This window comes from Streptomyces sp. LN549 (genome assembly GCF_043203805.1).
GTDB lineage: Bacteria > Actinomycetota > Actinomycetes > Streptomycetales > Streptomycetaceae > Streptomyces.
This window is the reverse complement of record NZ_JAZHRI010000002.1, coordinates 4,106,107-4,122,320: the sequence shown is the minus strand read 5'-3', so window position 1 is coordinate 4,122,320 and position 16,214 is coordinate 4,106,107. Positions and strand designations below refer to the sequence as shown.

Sequence of the window (16,214 nt, the reverse complement as noted above, 5' to 3'; positions counted from 1 at the left end):
CGGACGGTTCAGGATCCGTATCACTGCTGACGACCCCGGGCGCCGCGCCCCCTACCGTGGAAACGTGACCGAGACCAAGACCAGAAGCCCCGAGCTCCGGGTGGCCGCAGGGGCGATAGTCGGCCTGCGGCAGGACCTCATCCATGACGCGTTCGCCTACCGCCCGCTGCCGCCGATGCGGACCGACGGTGCGCTGACCCGGAGGCTGCCGGAGCGGCTGCGGGCGCGCGCCCAGTGGACTCCGCACGCGGTGGTCCTGGCGGCCGCGCTGTTCGCCTTCATGATGGGGTTCTCCATCACCGGCAACGCCGGAGTCCTCGTGTCGGGGCTGCTGCCCGCCGCGTGCATCGCAATGACGCTGGTCCGGCCGGTCGGGGCGTTCTGGATGTCGATGGCGCTCATCCCGGTGAGCATGGTCGCCGGAGGCATCGACGGGCCGTGGGCGCCGAGCACCTTCTTCGCGCACCTGGTGGTGCTGGTCGTCGTCGCCGCGAGGACCCGGCCGCGCACCGCCACCTGGATGTGGGGCCTGACCGTGCTGGTCGGCACGCTCCTGGAGAACGCCGGCGGCTGGGCTTCGGCGCCGTCCACCGCGGCCATGGCGGTGGCCTCCGCGTTCGCACTGCTCCTGGTCACCGTGGTGCAGGTCCGCCGGGAGGCGGAGCGCGAGGTCACCGTGCAGCGCACCGTCACCGCCGTCGAGCGCGACCGGCGCACGCTGCTGGAGGAGCGCACCACCATCGCCCGCGAACTGCACGACGTGGTCGCCCACCACATGTCGGTCGTCGCGATCCAGGCCGAGGCCGCCCCGTACCGGGTGGAGAACCCGCCGCCCGAGCTGGAACAGGCCTTCGTCACGATCCGGGAGAACGCCGTCGCGGCCCTCACCGAACTGCGCCGGGTGCTCGGCGTCGTACGGGCCGAGGACTACGAGGCGCCGGACGCCCCGCAGCCCACCCTGGCCGAGCTGGACGGGCTCCTCGCCAATGTCGGTGAGGCCGGGCTGCCGACGGAGAAGACGGTGACCGGTGCGGTGCGCGAACTGCCGCAGGGCGTCGAGCTGTCGGCGTACCGGATCATCCAGGAAGCCCTCAGCAACAGCCTGCGGCACGCACCGGGCGCGACCGCCAAGGTCGAGATCGGCTATGTGCTGGGCGGGCTCGGGCTGCGCGTCGTCAACGGTCCGCCGACCGGTCCGGTGAAGCCTTCGCCGGGCGCCGGGCACGGGATCACGGGCATGCGGGAGAGGGTGGCGATGCTGAACGGTGAGATGACGGCCGAGACGACCACGGACGGCGGTTACGAGGTCACCGCCTTCATCCCCGTGCAGGCCGCGCCGTCCGACGCGCCCTCCGGCGCCTCCAAGGAGCAGTCATGACGGCTCCCGCCGCCGCACCGATCCGGGTGCTGATCGTCGACGACCAGATGATGGTCCGCGAGGGCTTCTCGGTCCTCCTCAACGCGATGCCGGGCATCGAGGTCGTCGGCGAGGCGGTCAACGGGCGCCAGGCCGTCTCCCAGGTCGCGGCGCTCCGGCCCGACGTGGTGCTGATGGACATCCGGATGCCGGAGCTCAACGGCATCGAGGCGACCCGTGAGATCGTCGCCGCCGACGCGGACGCGAAGGTGCTGGTTCTCACCACCTTCGACCTCGACGAGTACGTCTACCAGGCTCTGCGCGCCGGTGCGTCCGGCTTCCTCCTCAAGGACGCCTCGGCCCGGCAACTCGCGGACGGTGTGAGGGTGGTGGCCTCCGGAGAGGCACTTCTGGCCCCCACGGTCACCCGACGCCTGATCACCGAGTTCTCCAAGCTCGCGGCGGCCCCGCGGCCCCCGGCTCTCGCCCAGATCGGTGATCTCACGGAGCGCGAGACCGAGGTGCTCGTCCTGATCGCCCAGGGGCTGTCGAACGCCGAGATCGCCTCACATCTGGTGGTCGCCGAGTCCACCATCAAGACCCATGTGAGCCGCATCCTGGTGAAGCTGGGCCTGCGCGACCGCACCCAGGCGGCCGTCTTCGCCTACGAGGCCCGGCTGGTCACGCCGTCGTGAGCCGGGGCCGTGCGTCGTGAGGCTGGTCACGCCGTCGTGAGCCGGGGCCGTGCGTCGTGAGGCGGGCCGGGCCGTTGTGCGGCGGGGCCGTGCGTCGTGAGGCGGGCCGGGCCGTTGTGAGGCGGGGCCGTGCGTCGTGAGGCGGGCCGCGTTGCGAGGCGGGCCGCGGACCGGGGCAGGGCTGGCCCGGGCGCGGGTGGCCGGTTAGCGTCGGTCCATGGACCAGCCCACGCGCCCCGACTCCGGCCCCGACGCCCCGTTCGATCCCTGGTCGGCGGCGTTCGTCGCCGACCCGTACCCCGCCTATGCCGAACTGCGCGCCACCGGCCGGGCGCACTGGTTCGAGCCGACCGGCCAGTGGCTCGTCCCGCACTACGCCGATGTGTCGGCACTCCTGCGCGACCGGCGGCTGGGGCGGACCTATCTGCACCGGTTCACGCACGAGGAGTTCGGCCGGACACCGCCTCCCGCCGCGCACGAGCCGTTCGAGACGCTCAACGGGCAGGGGCTGCTGGACCTGGAGCCGCCGGACCACACGAGGATCCGCCGGCTCGTCTCCAAGGCATTCACCCCGCGCACCGTCGAACAGCTCCTCCCGGCCGTCCGGCGACTGGCGACCGGACTCGTCGACGACTTCGTCGCGCAGGGCGGCGGCGATCTGCTGACGGCGGTCGCGGAGCCGCTGCCGGTCGCCGTGATCGCCGAGATGCTCGGCATCCCGGAGTCCGACCGTGCGCCGCTGCGGCCCTGGTCGGCGGCGATCTGCGGAATGTTCGAGCTCAACCCGTCCGAGGAGACGGCCCGCGCCGCCGTCCGCGCCTCCCTCGACTTCTCCGCATATCTGCGCGAGCTGATCGCCGAACGGCGAGGGAACCCGGGTACGGATCTGATCTCCGCGCTCATCGCCGCCCATGACGAGGGCGAGCGGCTGACCGAGCAGGAGATGGTCTCCACGTGCGTGCTGCTGCTGAACGCGGGACACGAGGCGACCGTCAACACCACCGTGAACGGCTGGTGGACGCTGCTGCGCCACCCGGAACAGCTGGCCGCGCTGCGGGCGGACCATGGGCTGCTTCCCACCGCGGTGGAGGAGCTGATGCGGTACGACACCCCGTTGCAGATGTTCGAGCGCTGGGTGCTCGACGACATCGAGATCGACGGCACGGTCATTCCGCGCGGCTCGGAGGTGGCCCTGCTCTTCGGTTCGGCCAACCGCGACCCGGCCCGCTTCACCGACCCGGACACGCTGGACCTCTCCCGGCAGGAGAACCCGCACATCACCTTCGGTGCGGGCATCCACTTCTGCCTCGGGGCGCCGCTGGCCCGGGTGGAACTGGCCGCTTCCTTCGGTGAGTTGCTGCGCAAGGCGCCTGGCATGCGGCTGGTGGCGGAACCTGAGTGGAACCCGGGCTATGTGATCAGGGGTGTGAAGGAACTGCGCGTCGAGCTCTGACGAGGAGGGGGAGGGGGCGGCTTGCGGCCGCCGTCCCCTCCCCGTCCCCCGAACCCCTTCCCCCGTCCGGCGCCTTCCCTCGTCCGGCGCCTCAGCCGCTCAGCATGTCGCGCCGCCGCAGCGCCGCCAGGCCGCCGGCCACCAGCGCCCCCGCGACCGCGGTGAGCAGCACCACCGGCCCCCACTCCATGCCAGCCGCCCCCGGAAGCTTCGGCAGGTGTGTGAACGGCGATACGTCCATGACCGGCTGCGGCAGATCCAGGGCGGGGCCTATCCAGCCCAGCGCCAGGCAGAGCCCGACCAGGCCCCAGCCCGCAGCTGCGGCCTTCGGCAGCGCCCCGTACAGCAGGACCGTCACCCCGCCCAGCAGCCAGACGGCGGGCAGCTGCACCAGCGAGGCACCGAGCACGGCGGGGAGTTCGTGTCCGTAACCCACCGCAAGACCGAGGCCGCCGACCGCCATGATCAGAGCCGCGCCACCGAAGGCCATGAGCAGATGGCCGGCCGCCCAGCCGATCCGGCCGACCCCGCCCGCGAGCACCGGTTCCGCGTGCCCGGCGGTCTCCTCGCCGTGCAGCCGCAGTACCGAGGAGGCGATGTACAGCGCCGCCACCGTGCCGAGCACGGAGACCATCGAGGCGAGGAACGCGTCGGTCAGACCGGACTGTCCGCCCATCCGCTCGAAGATCTCCTTGGTCTTCTCGTTGTCCCCGACGAGATCGGCCGCGCCGCCGGTCAGCCCGCCGAAGACGACGCCGACCACGGCGAACGACAGCGTCCACCCCAGGAGCGCACCGCGCTGGAGACGCACCGCGAGGCCGAGGGCGGTGGAGATCCGGCCCCTGGCGGGCCCCGGCCGCGTCGCCAGGAAGCTCATGCCGACATCGCGGCGCCCGGTCAGCACGTACGCCACGGTGCATTGCACGGCCACGGCGCCGGCGATCACGAGGAGCACCCACCACCGTTCGTCCGCGTACGGCCGGACGTTTTCCGCCCAGCCGAGGGGGGAGAGCCAGGTGAAGACGGACGAGCCGTCGTCCGTCGCGGAGTCGCCCGCCGCCTTCAGGACGAACGCGGCGCCGATCACCGCAGCCGTCAGCCCCTTCGCGAGCCGTGCGCTCTCGGTGAACTGTGCGGCGATCGCGGCGGTGCAGGCGAACAGCGTTCCGACCCCGGCGACGGACAGCGCGAGCGCCACAGCCCCGGCTCCGCCCGCTCCCGACCCGGCCATCCCCGCCACGATCATCAGGGCGAGTGCGGCGTTGGCGATCAGTGCGGCGAGCAGCGCCGCGGTGAGCGGGGCCCGGCGTCCCACCATGGCGGAGGAGAGCAACTCCTGACGGCCGGTCTCCTCCTCCTCCCGGGTGTGGCGCACGACGACGACCAGGCTCATCACCGCGGCCAGCGCGGCGCCGAAGGCGATCATGCGCCAGCTGACGAGCCCGCCGACGGAGTCGTCGAACACCGGCCCGTACATCGCGCGCACCGAACTGTTGCCGTTCATCGACGCGGCCAGCTCGGCCCGCTGCGCGGCCGTCCCGTAGAGCGATGAGATGGACTGGCCCACGGAGGAGAACGACCCGCCGAGCACGATCACCCAGACCGGCATGATGACCCGGTCGCGCCGCAGGGCGAGCCTCAGCAGGGTCCAGGTCCCCGCGAGCTGCCCGGTCCCGGCCCGGCGCCCGGTGCGGGCCGTCGCGGTCATGGTCACGGCAGTCATCGCGCCGCCACCTCCGCGCCCTGCTGCGTGTCCTGCTCCACGTCCGTCGTGTAGTGCCGCAGGAAGAGCTCCTCCAGCGTGGGCGGCGCGCTGGTCAGGGACAGGACCCCGGACGCGGAGAGCGACTTGAGGACGGCGTCCAGCTTGTCCGTGTCGACCTGGAGCGAGACCTGACGCCCCCGGACGTCGAGGTCGTGCACCCCCGGCAGTTGAGCCAGGCCGTCGGGGGAGTCCACCAGCTCGGCGGTGATGTTCGTGCGCGTCAGGTGGCGCATACCGGACAGCGATCCGGTCTCCACCGTCCGGCCCTGCCGGATGATGCTGACCCGGTCGCAGAGCGACTCGACCTCGCTGAGGATGTGGCTGGAGAGCAGGACCGTCCGCCCGCGGTCGCGCTCCTCGGCGACGCAGCTCTGGAAGACCTCCTCCATCAGCGGGTCGAGCCCGCTGGTCGGCTCGTCCAGGATCAGCAGGTCCACATCGGAGGCGAACGCGGCGACCAGGGCCACCTTCTGGCGGTTGCCCTTCGAGTACGTCCGCCCCTTCTTGGTCGGGTCGAGCTCGAACCGGTCGACGAGGTCGGCGCGCCGGGCGTCGTCGAGACCGCCGCGCAGCCGCCCGTACAGATCGATCACCTCACCGCCGGAGAGGTTGCGCCACAGGGTGACGTCCCCCGGGACGTACGCCACGCGCCGGTGCAGCTCCACCGCATCGCGCCAGGGGGCGCGGCCGAGGAGCTGGGCGGCGCCGGAATCGGCCCGCAGCAGGCCCAGCAGGACTCGGATGGTGGTGGACTTCCCCGATCCGTTCGGCCCGAGGAAGCCGTGGACCTCACCGGACTCGACGGCCAGGTCGAGCCCGTCCAGTGCATGCGTCCGGCCGAACGACTTGTGCAGTCCGGCCACGGTGATTGCCTTCGTCATGATTCTGAACGTACGCTACTTTCACAAACTTGTGAAGTTAAGGAAGCGTATAAACTCAAAGGTGTGACAGAGGCCGGGCACTGTGGCCGGGGACTGTGACAGAGGCCGGGGACGCAGTGAGGACGAGGGGTCGATGAGCAGCGAATCCGCAGAAGGTGCACGCGAACCGCGGGGTGCGGTCGAGGGGCGCGAGGAGAGGGACGCGGAAGCGGTCGCGCGGTTCGTCGAGAGGTTCGCGTCCGAGATGACCGAAGCGGGAATGCAGCGGATGGCATCCCGCGTCTTCGCCGCGCTCCTCGCCGACGACGACGCCTCCATGACCTCGGCCGAGCTCGCCCTGGCCCTGCAGATCAGCCCCGCCGCCGTGTCCGGCGCGATCAACTACCTCACCCAGGTCAGCATGGTCGGCCGCGAGCGCGACCCGGGCTCGCGCCGTGACCGCTACCGCCTGCACAACGAGATCTGGTACACCACCTTCGCCAGCCGCGACCGGGTGCTCACCCGCTGGGAGCAGACCCTCAGGGATGGGGCGCGCACGCTGGGGGAGCACACGCCGGCGGGTGCCCGGATCGCCGAGACGGCGGCGTTCTTCGAGTTCATGCAGTCGGAGCTGGGCGCCATGATGGACCGCTGGGAGGCCCACCGGAAAACCCTCGACCTGCCGGCGGCCGAGGGCTCGCGGGAGAGCTGAGAGCGGGAGGCCCGAGAGCGGGAGACCCGATGGCCGGCGGACGGGGGCTCGCGGCCTCCGCCCGCCCCCGGCCCCGGTCCGTGCTACCCCTCCGCCACCGGCAGCATCAGCCCCCAGGCGCCCGCCCGCACCGTCCACGTCCGGGTCCGCACCGGACCGCCGACCTGTATGTCCGCCCGGTAGCGGAAGTCCGCGCCGGAGACCGTGACGGCCTTGGCCTCCGTGGTCACCGGGTCGCCGTCCGGCGCGTGGATCGTCACCTCGGCGAGGCCGCCGTCGCCGCAGCCCGAGGTCACCGTCACCGATTCGACCGGGCGGTCCAGATCGTTCAGCACGACACCGTCCGCCTCGACGCGCAGCCGGTGCGTGACCGGCGCGGCAGACGACTCCGGGGGCGCGGGGCGTACCAGGGTGCGGACCAGGGAGCGGCAGGTGTCCCAGACAGCGGTGACGCCCGTACGGTCCGACTGCGTGCCCGGGGCGCCGCTGAGGGGCGGGATGCGCAGCGCGCCCAGGACGACGCCGTCGCTGTCGTCGACCAGCAGATCCAGCCGGCGCACCGCCCCGTCCAGCGCCGTGCGCGCCGCCGCCACCGCGCCCTTCGGCACGCCGAGCGAATGCGCGAGTTCCAGCGCCGCCGCGGCCCCCACCGGGATGAGCGACAGGGCGCTCATGGCTGGTTCTCGCTCCCGGTGGAGCAGGGCCACCGCACGCCGCAGCGCCCGGTCGTCGCCTATCACCACGGGCCTTCGGGTACCCCGGCGGGACAGGGCCCGGGCGAACTCCTCGGGCCCGTCGGGGAGACAGATCTTGGCGTGCGAACCGGCGCTCAACACGTCCTTTGCGATCCGGACGGACTCGCCGTCCGTCCGGCGGGCGACCGGATCGATCACCACCAGCAGATGGGGCGCACCGTTACCGGGGGGCTGGGCAGCCGACACCTCGGTCCTTCCTCGGGTAGCATCTTGGTGCAAGAGCCCCTTGCGCTATTGCGCCAGGGGCTTCGTCTATTCCGGGGCACCCGGTTCGACGGTTCAGGCCTTGTCGTACAACGTCGTGCGGCATGTACGGCGTTTACGTACGCCCCCTGACCTTGGACATGCCCCGCCCGGAAGGGGTGTACGCCTGTGCCCGCACTTGTGCTGCTCGGTGCTCAGTGGGGTGACGAGGGCAAGGGAAAGGCCACCGACCTCCTCGGTGGATCCGTGGACTATGTGGTGCGCTACCAAGGCGGCAACAATGCCGGCCACACGGTGGTCGTCGGTGACCAGAAGTACGCACTTCATCTCCTCCCCTCCGGAATCCTTTCACCGGGGTGTACCCCGGTCATCGGTAACGGTGTCGTCGTCGACCCTGCGGTCCTGCTCTCCGAGCTGAGTGGGCTGAACGACCGCGGCGTGGACACGTCCAAGCTGCTGATCAGCGGTAACGCTCATTTGATCACCCCGTACAACGTCACGGTCGACAAGGTGACGGAACGGTTCCTCGGCAAGCGCAAGATCGGTACGACCGGCCGCGGTATCGGCCCGACGTACGCGGACAAGATCAACCGGGTCGGCATCCGCGTCCAGGACCTCTACGACGAGTCGATCCTGGAGCAGAAGGTCGAGGCGGCCCTGGAGCAGAAGAACCAGCTTCTGGCCAAGGTCTTCAACCGGCGCGCCATCGAGGCCGGCAAGGTCGTCGAGGACATGCTCCAGTACGCGGAGCAGATCAGGCCCTACGTCGCCGACACGACGCTGATCCTGAACAACGCCATCGACGAGGGCAAGGTCGTCCTCTTCGAGGGCGGTCAGGGCACGCTGCTCGACGTCGACCACGGCACGTACCCCTTCGTCACCTCGTCGAACCCGACCGCGGGCGGCGCCTGCACCGGTTCCGGCGTGGGTCCGACGAAGATCAGCCGGGTCATCGGCATCCTCAAGGCGTACACCACCCGCGTCGGCGCCGGTCCGTTCCCCACGGAGCTGCTCGACGAGGACGGCGAGGCGCTGCGCAGGATCGGTGGCGAGCGCGGTGTCACCACCGGCCGTGACCGCCGCTGCGGCTGGTTCGACGCCCCGATCGCGCGGTACGCGACCCGGGTCAACGGCCTGACCGACTTCTTCCTCACCAAGCTCGACGTCCTGACCGGCTGGGAGCAGATCCCGGTGTGTGTGGCGTACGAGATCGACGGCAAGCGCGTCGAGGAGCTCCCGTACAACCAGACCGACTTCCACCACGCGAAGCCGATCTACGAGATGCTGCCGGGCTGGTCCGAGGACATCACCAAGGCGAAGACCTTCGGCGACCTGCCGAAGAACGCCCAGGCGTACGTGAAGGCGCTGGAGGACATGTCCGGCGCCCCGATCTCCGCGATCGGTGTCGGCCCCGGCCGGACCGAGACCATCGAGATCAACTCGTTCCTGTAGGTCCACAGGAGCGGAAGGAGGGCCGGGCCGCCGAGTGCGCCCCGGCCCTCCCGCGTACCCGCCCTCAGTCCTCGCCGCAGATCCGCAGTCCCTCCGGCGTCGCGCACGGCAGGTGGCCGTGGGTGCGGATGACGTCCTGGCCGCTGCCCCTGCTGAGGTAGGAGAGGAAGCTGGAGGCCAGCGAGTCGGCGGGCGGGCTGCCGTACGTGTACGCGTACTCGATCTCCCGGTACGGGTAGGTGCTGGTGCCGATCGTGTCGACGGACGGGGTGGCACCGTCGATGGCGATCTGGTGCGCCCCGGCCGGTTTGGTCCCCGTGCGCAGTTCGCTGTAGCCGATCGCGCCGTCGAGCCGGCCGACCTCGGCCAGGACCTGGTCGGTGGAGTCGAGTTCGCAGCGGACGACCGGGGCCTCGGGGTCGTCCTTGGTGGTGCAGTCGCGGGAGGACTGGGCGGGTTCGTTGCGGCCCAGGACCCGGCGCTGGAACACCTCGCGGGTACCGGAGTTGGCGTCCCGGCTGACCAGCAGCACGGGCAGGTCGGGGCCGCCGAGCTGTTTCCAGTTGCTGATGTCGCCGCGGTAGACGGCGCGGACGGTGTCGGTGGTCAGGTTCTTCAGCGGGACCTTGTCGTTGACGACCAGGCGGAAGAGCGAGACGGCGACGCGGTTCTCGCGCAGCTGCGGGAAGCCGCTCGGTTTCGGGCCGTCGGAGAGGGCCACGAGGGCGGGTGAGCCGGCCTTTCCGGCCTCGGCGCCCCGTTCGGCCAGTTCCCTTATCCCGGCGGTGCTGCCGTGCGGGTCCACGGTGATCGTGGCGCCCGCGCACGCCTTGCCGTACTTCTCCGCCAGTTCACGCAGGACAGGTTCGAAGGCGGTGGAGCCGGTCACGGTCAGCTCGCCGCGGGCGCAGCCGATCGGGGGCGGGGTGTCGTCCCGGACCAGGATGATGGAGGCCAGCGTGATGACGCAGAGGGTCAGGGCCACGGTGATGAACCGGGCGGCCCGGCCGAACAGCGGGGGCTTCTCGTCCGGGCGGGCCGCGGTGTTCGTCCGTACCTCGCCGTCCCGGATGCCCCCGGTGATGCGGATGGGGCTGCCCACGCGTGAACCGGTGAGCAGGACCAGGAGTTTGAAGTGCTCGCCCCGGTTGAGCGGGACGCGCGGCAGCCGGATCAGCGACCCGCTGCCGCGGAGTCCCTCGGACGGGGTGAAGTGGTCCATGAGGTGTTCGGCGCCCGGGGAGTGGGTGACGGCGATGCCGCGCACCCGGCGTTCGGTGAACTCGACGACCAGTCCGTGGAGTTGTCCGTCCGGTCCGGTGTAGTCGCCGCGGTCGACGGACTGCGAGCCGTCGTTCTCGATGCGGAGCAGGACGAGGGTGGCGTCCGCCATGTCCGGGGTCTCGTCGAAGAGGCCGAGTCGCACGTTGGCCCGCGCCTGGCTGACCTCGCTGCCGATCGGCGTGTCCATCTGCACCCGGTAGCCGATGCGCTTGCGGCGTGGGACGCGGCGCTCGTACCAGAGCACGCCCACGGAGGCGAGGACGCCCAGCACTGCGGTGAGTACGGCCACGATGTTCTCGGCGCTGAACCACTCCACGACCCGTTCCCCCTCGGCTGCCGGACGTCTGTACGAGTGCGGGTCACCGTATGCAGCCGGGAGCGCGGGCGATGGTGAGTACCCGCTTCTGTCGCCAGGTGTTCGCCCGCCGTTCGGGCAGGGGGTGATTGGTCCAGACCTTGACAGGTCCAGACCAATCGGGGTTGGGTGTCGGGATGCCCGACGGCATGCCGGAGCCTGTTCGGGGTGCCCTGCCGAAGGAGTGAGCAGCGCTGAACCGCATCAAGAGCGTTCTGACCGTACTGAGTGCCGTGATTGCGACGGCGGCCTTCCTCCCCGTCACCGCGAACGCCGCCGCGAACGCCGCATCCGCCGCCTCGGCCGCGTGCGCACCTCTCTGGAGCTCCTCGACCTCCTACGCGGCCGGCGGCACCGTCGCCCACCACGGCCGCAACTGGACGGCGAAGTGGTGGACGCGGGGCGAGAACCCGGGTGCCGCCGGCGTCTGGGAGGACCGCGGCGCCTGTACGGGCGGGGTCTCCGACTTCGTCATCAGCGAGGCGGAGTTCGACGAGATCTTCCCGGACCGCGACGCCTTCTACACGTACCAGGGTCTGATCGACGCCCTGCACGCCTACCCGCGCTTCGCGAACACCGGAACCGAGGCGACCAGGAGCCGGGAGGCCGCGGCCTTCCTGACGCACGCCGACTTCGAATCGGTCGGCCTGCAGTACGTGAAGGAGATCAATGAGGCCAACTACTGGATCAAGTGCGACTACAGCCAGCCGTTCGGCTGCCCGGCCGGGCAGTCCGCGTACTACGGGCGCGGCCCGATCATGTTCAGCTGGAACTTCAACTACAAGGCGGCGGGCGACGCGCTCGGCCTCGATCTGCTGAACGACCCGTGGCTGGTGGAGCGGGATCCGTCGGTCGCCTGGCAGACCGCGCTCTGGTACTGGAACACCCAGAACGGCCCCGGGACCATGACCTCGCACGACGCCATGGTCGGCGGCGCGGGCTTCGGCGAGACGATCCGGTCGCTCAACGGGTCCCTGGAGTGCGACGGGGGCAACCCCGCCTCGGTGCAGGCGCGGGTCGCCAAGTACGAGCGGATCACCGCGATCATCGGCACGAACCCCGGCTCGCGTCTCACCTGTTGATGCCGCACCGCCGTGCGGCACTCGATGGCCGAGCAGGCGGTGTCCCGCATGCTGGACGGGTCCGAAGGTTTTTGCCCTCGGAGCCGCCCTCGGAACCCGTGCCGTTCTGGACGGGCTCCCTCCGGATCGGGCCTGTTGAGGGGTCGTGCGCGTAACGGGGCAGCTGGTGGCGGCCGTTGCGGGGGCGGCGCGGGGAAGGCTTCTTCGTGTTGGTCTAGACCTTGACAGGTTCAGACCAGCAGCGCTTGAGTGGCGTCACCCCCCATGGCGGCGCGCCGACGAGCTCGGTGCGCCGCACCGAAGGAGTGCTCGCATGATCAAACGCATCATGGGCCTGCTCGCCGCGCTGGGCGCGGTCGTCGCGATGGTCGTCATACTCCCCGCCACCACCGCCTCCGCGGCCGAGTGCGCGGCTGCCTGGAACTCCTCCTCCGTCTACACGGGCGGCGGCGCCGCCTCGTACAACGGGCACAACTGGACCGCCAAGTGGTGGACCCAGAACGAGACCCCCGGCAGCTCCGACGTCTGGGCCGACCAGGGCAGCTGCGGAGGCGGCGGTACGGACCCGGGCGGCCCGGGCTCGTCCGACGGGTTCGTCGTCAGCGAGGCGCAGTTCAACCAGATGTTCCCTGGCCGCAATTCCTTCTACACGTACAGCGGTCTGACCGCCGCCCTGAGCGCCTACCCGGGCTTCGCCAACACCGGCAGCGACACGGTGAAGAAGCAGGAGGCCGCGGCCTTCCTCGCCAACGTCAGCCACGAGACGGGCGGCCTGGTGTACGTGGTCGAGCAGAACACGGCCAACTACCCGCACTACTGCGACACCAGCCAGTCCTACGGCTGCCCCGCGGGCCAGGCCGCCTACTACGGCCGTGGGCCGATCCAGCTCAGCTGGAACTTCAACTACAAGGCCGCCGGTGACGCGCTCGGCATCAACCTGCTGGCCAACCCCTACCTGGTCGAGCAGGACGCGTCCGTGGCCTGGAAGACCGGCCTCTGGTACTGGAACACCCAGAACGGCCCCGGCACCATGACGGCCCACAACGCCATGGTGAACGGCGCCGGATTCGGCGAGACGATCCGCTCCATCAACGGCTCCCTGGAGTGCAACGGCGGCAACCCCGCCCAGGTCCAGAGCCGGATCGACAAGTACCAGGCCTTCGTGCAGATCCTCGGTACGACGGCAGGGTCGAACCTCAGCTGCTGACGGCTGAACTCCCCTGGAACGGGGGGTGCGTCAGGCCCGACGGCCCGGCGCGCCCCCCGTCGCCGTCATCCGCCGTCCGCGAGGTCCAGGGCCCGGAACGCCAGCCACAGGTCGTACCGGGCGCTGGGCGTCCGCAGCAGCGAACGCTGGAGCACGGTCTCCAGCCGGCTCAGCCGCTTGCGCGCCCCGGGCACGGAGATACCCAGCGCCCCTGCGCAAGGCCCGAGTTGGGCCTCGCACGCCAGCCAGGTGCGGAGTGTGGTGTGCGGATCCGCGGGGCTGCCGGCAGCCCCCGGGCCACCGAGCGGCCGCAGTTGCTGCACCGCCCAGGAGTGGACCGCCGGTACGCGCAGGATCTCGTCCAGCGTGCGCACGGGCTCCGACGGAGGAGCCCCGGCCCGCCGGGCAGGCCGGGGCAGGGCGGGCGTGGCGCGGATGCGCAGGGCCAGGTCGATCGCGGACTGGTCGGCGAGCTTGTTCAGGTCCAGATCCAACAGCTCACCGATCAGCCGCAGGCGCGCGGCCAGGGTGTTGCGGTGGATCTTCAGATGGTCGGTCGCGTGCGAGGAGAACGCGAGCCAGGAGGCGAGCGTCGCCGCGAGTTCCTGGCTGCCCGGGTCCTGGCCGCGCCGCGGCAGATGGGCGAGCAGCGGGGCCAGCAGCTCGTCCGCCCACCGGGCGCCCTCGGCACCGGCCACCAGGGCGAGTTCGGGAGCGGAGCCGAAGCGGGCGTGCCGCTTCGGAAGCCCGCGGGAGACGGCGAGCGCATGGAACGCCTGGCGGTACGCGGTCGCCGTGTCGGCCAGCGTCACGTCCTCGCTGCTGCCGACGAAGCAGTCGTCCACCACCGAGGCGACCTGCGGGCCGAGACGCCCGTCCGCCTGCCCGGGTGTCGCGGGCACGATGAGGATCAGGTGGCTTGCGTACACAGGGCACCGCACGATCCAGGACCGCCCCCCGGACAGGTCCGCGCAGATGCGGGCCACCTCGTCCCGGTCGCGGCCCGAGCACTCGACGACGCAGACCCGGACCGGGTCCGGCAGGCTGGGCTTCAGGGCGCCCGCGACCTGGTGCGCGATCGACAGCTGGCCGGTCATCAGCAGATGCAGCACCGCCTCCCGGCCGCGGGACTCCGCCAGGTCGACGCGACGGCGCTTGCGCTCGACGGTCTCGGCCGCCCAGCACATGGCCAGCGGCAGGGCCGCGTCGGCAAGGAGCGTGGCCAGCCCGTCGGGCAGCGGACGCCGGCCGACCACGGCGAGCACCGGCGCGGGAACGTTCGGCGGCGCTTCCAGGGAGTACAGCAGCGCGGTGTGCGTGCCCTTGTCGAGGGAGAAGGAGCGGGCACCGAGCGCGGTCAGCTCCCTGGCGCACTCGGCCGCGAGTGCGGCCGATCCGACGCCCGCGGAATCGGGGACCCGGGTGACGCCGTGCAGGACGGTGCCGTCGCCGCCGAGCAGCCCCGCCCAGCCGTCCGCACGCCCCGACACCCAGCGCAGCAGCTCCTGCGTGCCGCCCGACCGGGCCAGGCCGTGCATCCGTATGACGTCGTCCGCCCGCATCCGAGCGTGCACTTTGCCGCCGCCCCCGTCCCTTGGTCCCTGTTCAGTGGTCCCTGGTCCCTGGTCCCGCCAAAAACCGGAGTGCAGCGTACCGGTTCGGCTGTGCGAACTGATACCTCTGCTCGGCCACACAGTGCGAACTGAATCTTTCCCTCTCCTGCCCCGCGACCTAGAGTCCGAACGCGGTTGCGGGCCTTTCGGGGGAGAGGCACGGGGGACGACGGCAGCGGCTCACGGGGGTGGCCGCTGCCGTCGGCCGCAGCCGCCTCAGCGTTGCGTTGTCAGTGGTGCCCCTTAGCGTCGGAGACCGGAGACGGTCCGCGCGCGAGGAAGAGGTCACCACCATGGAGTTCCGGATCGAACGCGGCGAGTTGACGGACGCGGTGGCCTGGGCGGCCCGGGTGCTGCCGACGCGGTCGCCCGTCCCCGTGCTGGGCGGTCTGCTGCTGGAGGCGGCCGAGGGCCGGCTCCGCATTTCCGGCCTCGACTACGAGGCGTCCGCCCGCATCGAGGTGCCGGCCGAGACCGCGCGGGCAGGCAAGGTGCTGGTCATGGGCCGCCGGCTGCTGGATGTGTGCCGGGTGCTGCCCGAGGGGGCGGTGGAATGCGCGGTCGAGGGGTCCCGGTTCACCGTGACGGGCAGCGGCGCCGGTTTCGGTCTGGCGGTGCTGCCGCTCGACGACTATCCGGCTCTGCCGCCGCTGCCCGAGGTGCTCGGGGCGGTGGACGGCCAGGAGTTCGCGGATGCCGTCGCCGATGTGGTGGTGGCCGCGGGCCGGGACGACACCCTGCCGACGCTCACCGGGGTCCGGTTGGGGCTCGACGGGGAGCGGATGACCCTGGCGGCCACGGACCGGTACCGCTTCGCGGTCCGCAGGCTGGCGTGGAAGCCCGCGGCGGCGGACGTCTCGGCCGATGTCGTCGTCCCGTCCCGCCGGCTCTCCGAGATCGCCCGCTCCTTCGGCCGGGCGGGCACGGTCAGCCTCGCGCTGGACAGCGGTTCTGCCGGGTTCGAGCTGGACGGGATGCGGACGACGGTCCGGCTCCTGGACGGTCGACTGCCGCGCCACGACAAGCTGTTCACGCTGTCCGACCCGGTCACGGCGGTGACCGGGCGCGAACCGCTGGTCGAGGCCGTGAAGCGGGTCTCGGTGGTGGCGGACGGGGACAGCCCGCTCCAATTCGCCTTCAGCGCGGACTCGGTGCTTCTCCAGGCCGGTTACGAGGACGACGTGGCATCCCAGCGGCTGCCTGCCGAACTGGCGGGGGCCCATGAGCTGACGGTCGCGTTCAACCCCTCGTACCTGATGGACGCGCTGTCCTCGTTCGACACCCCGGTCATCCGGTTCCAGCTGATGGGCCCCGGCCAGCGCGCCATGGTCACCGGGCACGCGGACCGGGAGGAGGCGGCGGGCACGGCGGAGCCGTCCCACCAGCACCTGCTCATGTCGGTCAAGCCGCTGATGTAGGG

The 16,214-nt window shown here is 71.4% G+C and carries 13 protein-coding genes; 8 read left to right on the top strand and 5 right to left on the bottom strand.

The features are described from left to right. Positions 1 to 64: 64 nt before the first annotated feature. The 3 genes from SH922_RS18525 to SH922_RS18515 all read left to right on the top strand — a co-directional run bounded on the left by SH922_RS18525 (position 65) and on the right by SH922_RS18515 (position 3,505). Positions 65 to 1,378, top strand: a complete 1,314-nt coding sequence (locus SH922_RS18525) for a sensor histidine kinase (protein ID WP_393059054.1) — start codon at positions 65 to 67, stop codon at positions 1,376 to 1,378. Next, positions 1,375 to 2,052, top strand: coding sequence for a response regulator (locus SH922_RS18520; RefSeq protein ID WP_393059053.1), 678 nt, complete (start codon positions 1,375 to 1,377; stop codon positions 2,050 to 2,052). Before SH922_RS18525 ends, SH922_RS18520 begins: the two co-directional genes overlap by 4 nt. Before the next feature lie 217 nt (positions 2,053 to 2,269). After that, a complete protein-coding gene (locus SH922_RS18515; RefSeq protein WP_393059052.1) occupies positions 2,270 to 3,505 on the top strand; it encodes a cytochrome P450 in 1,236 nt (411 codons plus the stop codon). Between the two features lie 91 nt (positions 3,506 to 3,596). Here the strand turns inward: SH922_RS18515 and SH922_RS18510 are convergent, their stop codons facing one another. Together SH922_RS18510 and SH922_RS18505 are read right to left on the bottom strand one after the other, a co-directional pair. Then, positions 3,597 to 5,228, bottom strand: a complete 1,632-nt coding sequence (locus SH922_RS18510; protein WP_393059051.1) for an ABC transporter permease — start codon at positions 5,226 to 5,228, stop codon at positions 3,597 to 3,599. Then, on the bottom strand, positions 5,225 to 6,151 hold the full coding sequence (locus SH922_RS18505) for an ATP-binding cassette domain-containing protein (RefSeq protein WP_393059050.1): 927 nt from the start codon (positions 6,149 to 6,151) through the stop codon (positions 5,225 to 5,227). The genes SH922_RS18510 and SH922_RS18505 overlap by 4 nt, the downstream gene beginning before the upstream one ends. Positions 6,152 to 6,284: 133 nt before the next feature. On the opposite strand from SH922_RS18505, the gene SH922_RS18500 reads away from it, so the two are divergent. After that, positions 6,285 to 6,842, top strand: coding sequence for a GbsR/MarR family transcriptional regulator (locus SH922_RS18500; protein WP_393059049.1), 558 nt, complete (start codon positions 6,285 to 6,287; stop codon positions 6,840 to 6,842). Positions 6,843 to 6,925: 83 nt separating this feature from the next. On the opposite strand, the gene SH922_RS18495 is transcribed toward SH922_RS18500, so the two are convergent. Then, positions 6,926 to 7,783: a diacylglycerol kinase gene (locus SH922_RS18495; RefSeq protein WP_393059048.1), complete on the bottom strand. Its 858-nt coding sequence runs from the start codon at positions 7,781 to 7,783 to the stop codon at positions 6,926 to 6,928. 186 nt (positions 7,784 to 7,969) lie between these two features. Here SH922_RS18495 and SH922_RS18490 point away from each other — a divergent pair, with 186 nt between their 5' ends. Next, entirely contained in the window at positions 7,970 to 9,253 is a 1,284-nt protein-coding gene (locus tag SH922_RS18490; protein ID WP_328894882.1) for an adenylosuccinate synthase, read from the top strand. Between the two features lie 64 nt (positions 9,254 to 9,317). Here the strand turns inward: SH922_RS18490 and SH922_RS18485 are convergent, their stop codons facing one another. Continuing rightward, entirely contained in the window at positions 9,318 to 10,853 is a 1,536-nt protein-coding gene (locus SH922_RS18485; protein WP_393059047.1) for a substrate-binding domain-containing protein, read from the bottom strand. Between the two features lie 272 nt (positions 10,854 to 11,125). Between SH922_RS18485 and SH922_RS18480 the strand changes: the two genes are divergently transcribed. Beyond that, entirely contained in the window at positions 11,126 to 11,974 is an 849-nt protein-coding gene (locus SH922_RS18480; RefSeq protein ID WP_393059046.1) for a glycoside hydrolase family 19 protein, read from the top strand. A 313-nt stretch (positions 11,975 to 12,287) separates the two neighbouring features. Continuing rightward, a complete protein-coding gene (locus SH922_RS18475) occupies positions 12,288 to 13,181 on the top strand; it encodes a glycoside hydrolase family 19 protein (RefSeq protein WP_393059045.1) in 894 nt (297 codons plus the stop codon). 65 nt (positions 13,182 to 13,246) lie between these two features. Here the strand turns inward: SH922_RS18475 and SH922_RS18470 are convergent, their stop codons facing one another. Further along, entirely contained in the window at positions 13,247 to 14,719 is a 1,473-nt protein-coding gene (locus tag SH922_RS18470; RefSeq protein WP_393063610.1) for a helix-turn-helix domain-containing protein, read from the bottom strand. 368 nt (positions 14,720 to 15,087) lie between these two features. Between SH922_RS18470 and dnaN the strand changes: the two genes are divergently transcribed. Further along, positions 15,088 to 16,212, top strand: a complete 1,125-nt coding sequence (gene dnaN, locus SH922_RS18465) for a DNA polymerase III subunit beta (RefSeq protein WP_393059044.1) — start codon at positions 15,088 to 15,090, stop codon at positions 16,210 to 16,212. Positions 16,213 to 16,214: the final 2 nt, after the last annotated feature.

What these genes read in the sequence shown, in the direction of transcription:
- SH922_RS18475 (WP_393059045.1), top strand. Translation starts at nt 12,288, where the DNA reads ATGATCAAACGCATCATGGGCCTGCTCGCCGCGCTGGGCGCGGTCGTC.
- SH922_RS18510 (WP_393059051.1), bottom strand. Translation starts at nt 5,228, where the DNA reads ATGACTGCCGTGACCATGACCGCGACGGCCCGCACCGGGCGCCGGGCC.
- SH922_RS18470 (WP_393063610.1), bottom strand. Translation starts at nt 14,719, where the DNA reads ATGCACGGCCTGGCCCGGTCGGGCGGCACGCAGGAGCTGCTGCGCTGG.
- SH922_RS18505 (WP_393059050.1), bottom strand. Translation starts at nt 6,151, where the DNA reads ATGACGAAGGCAATCACCGTGGCCGGACTGCACAAGTCGTTCGGCCGG.
- SH922_RS18500 (WP_393059049.1), top strand. Translation starts at nt 6,285, where the DNA reads ATGAGCAGCGAATCCGCAGAAGGTGCACGCGAACCGCGGGGTGCGGTC.
- SH922_RS18520 (WP_393059053.1), top strand. Translation starts at nt 1,375, where the DNA reads ATGACGGCTCCCGCCGCCGCACCGATCCGGGTGCTGATCGTCGACGAC.
- dnaN (WP_393059044.1), top strand. Translation starts at nt 15,088, where the DNA reads ATGGAGTTCCGGATCGAACGCGGCGAGTTGACGGACGCGGTGGCCTGG.
- SH922_RS18515 (WP_393059052.1), top strand. Translation starts at nt 2,270, where the DNA reads ATGGACCAGCCCACGCGCCCCGACTCCGGCCCCGACGCCCCGTTCGAT.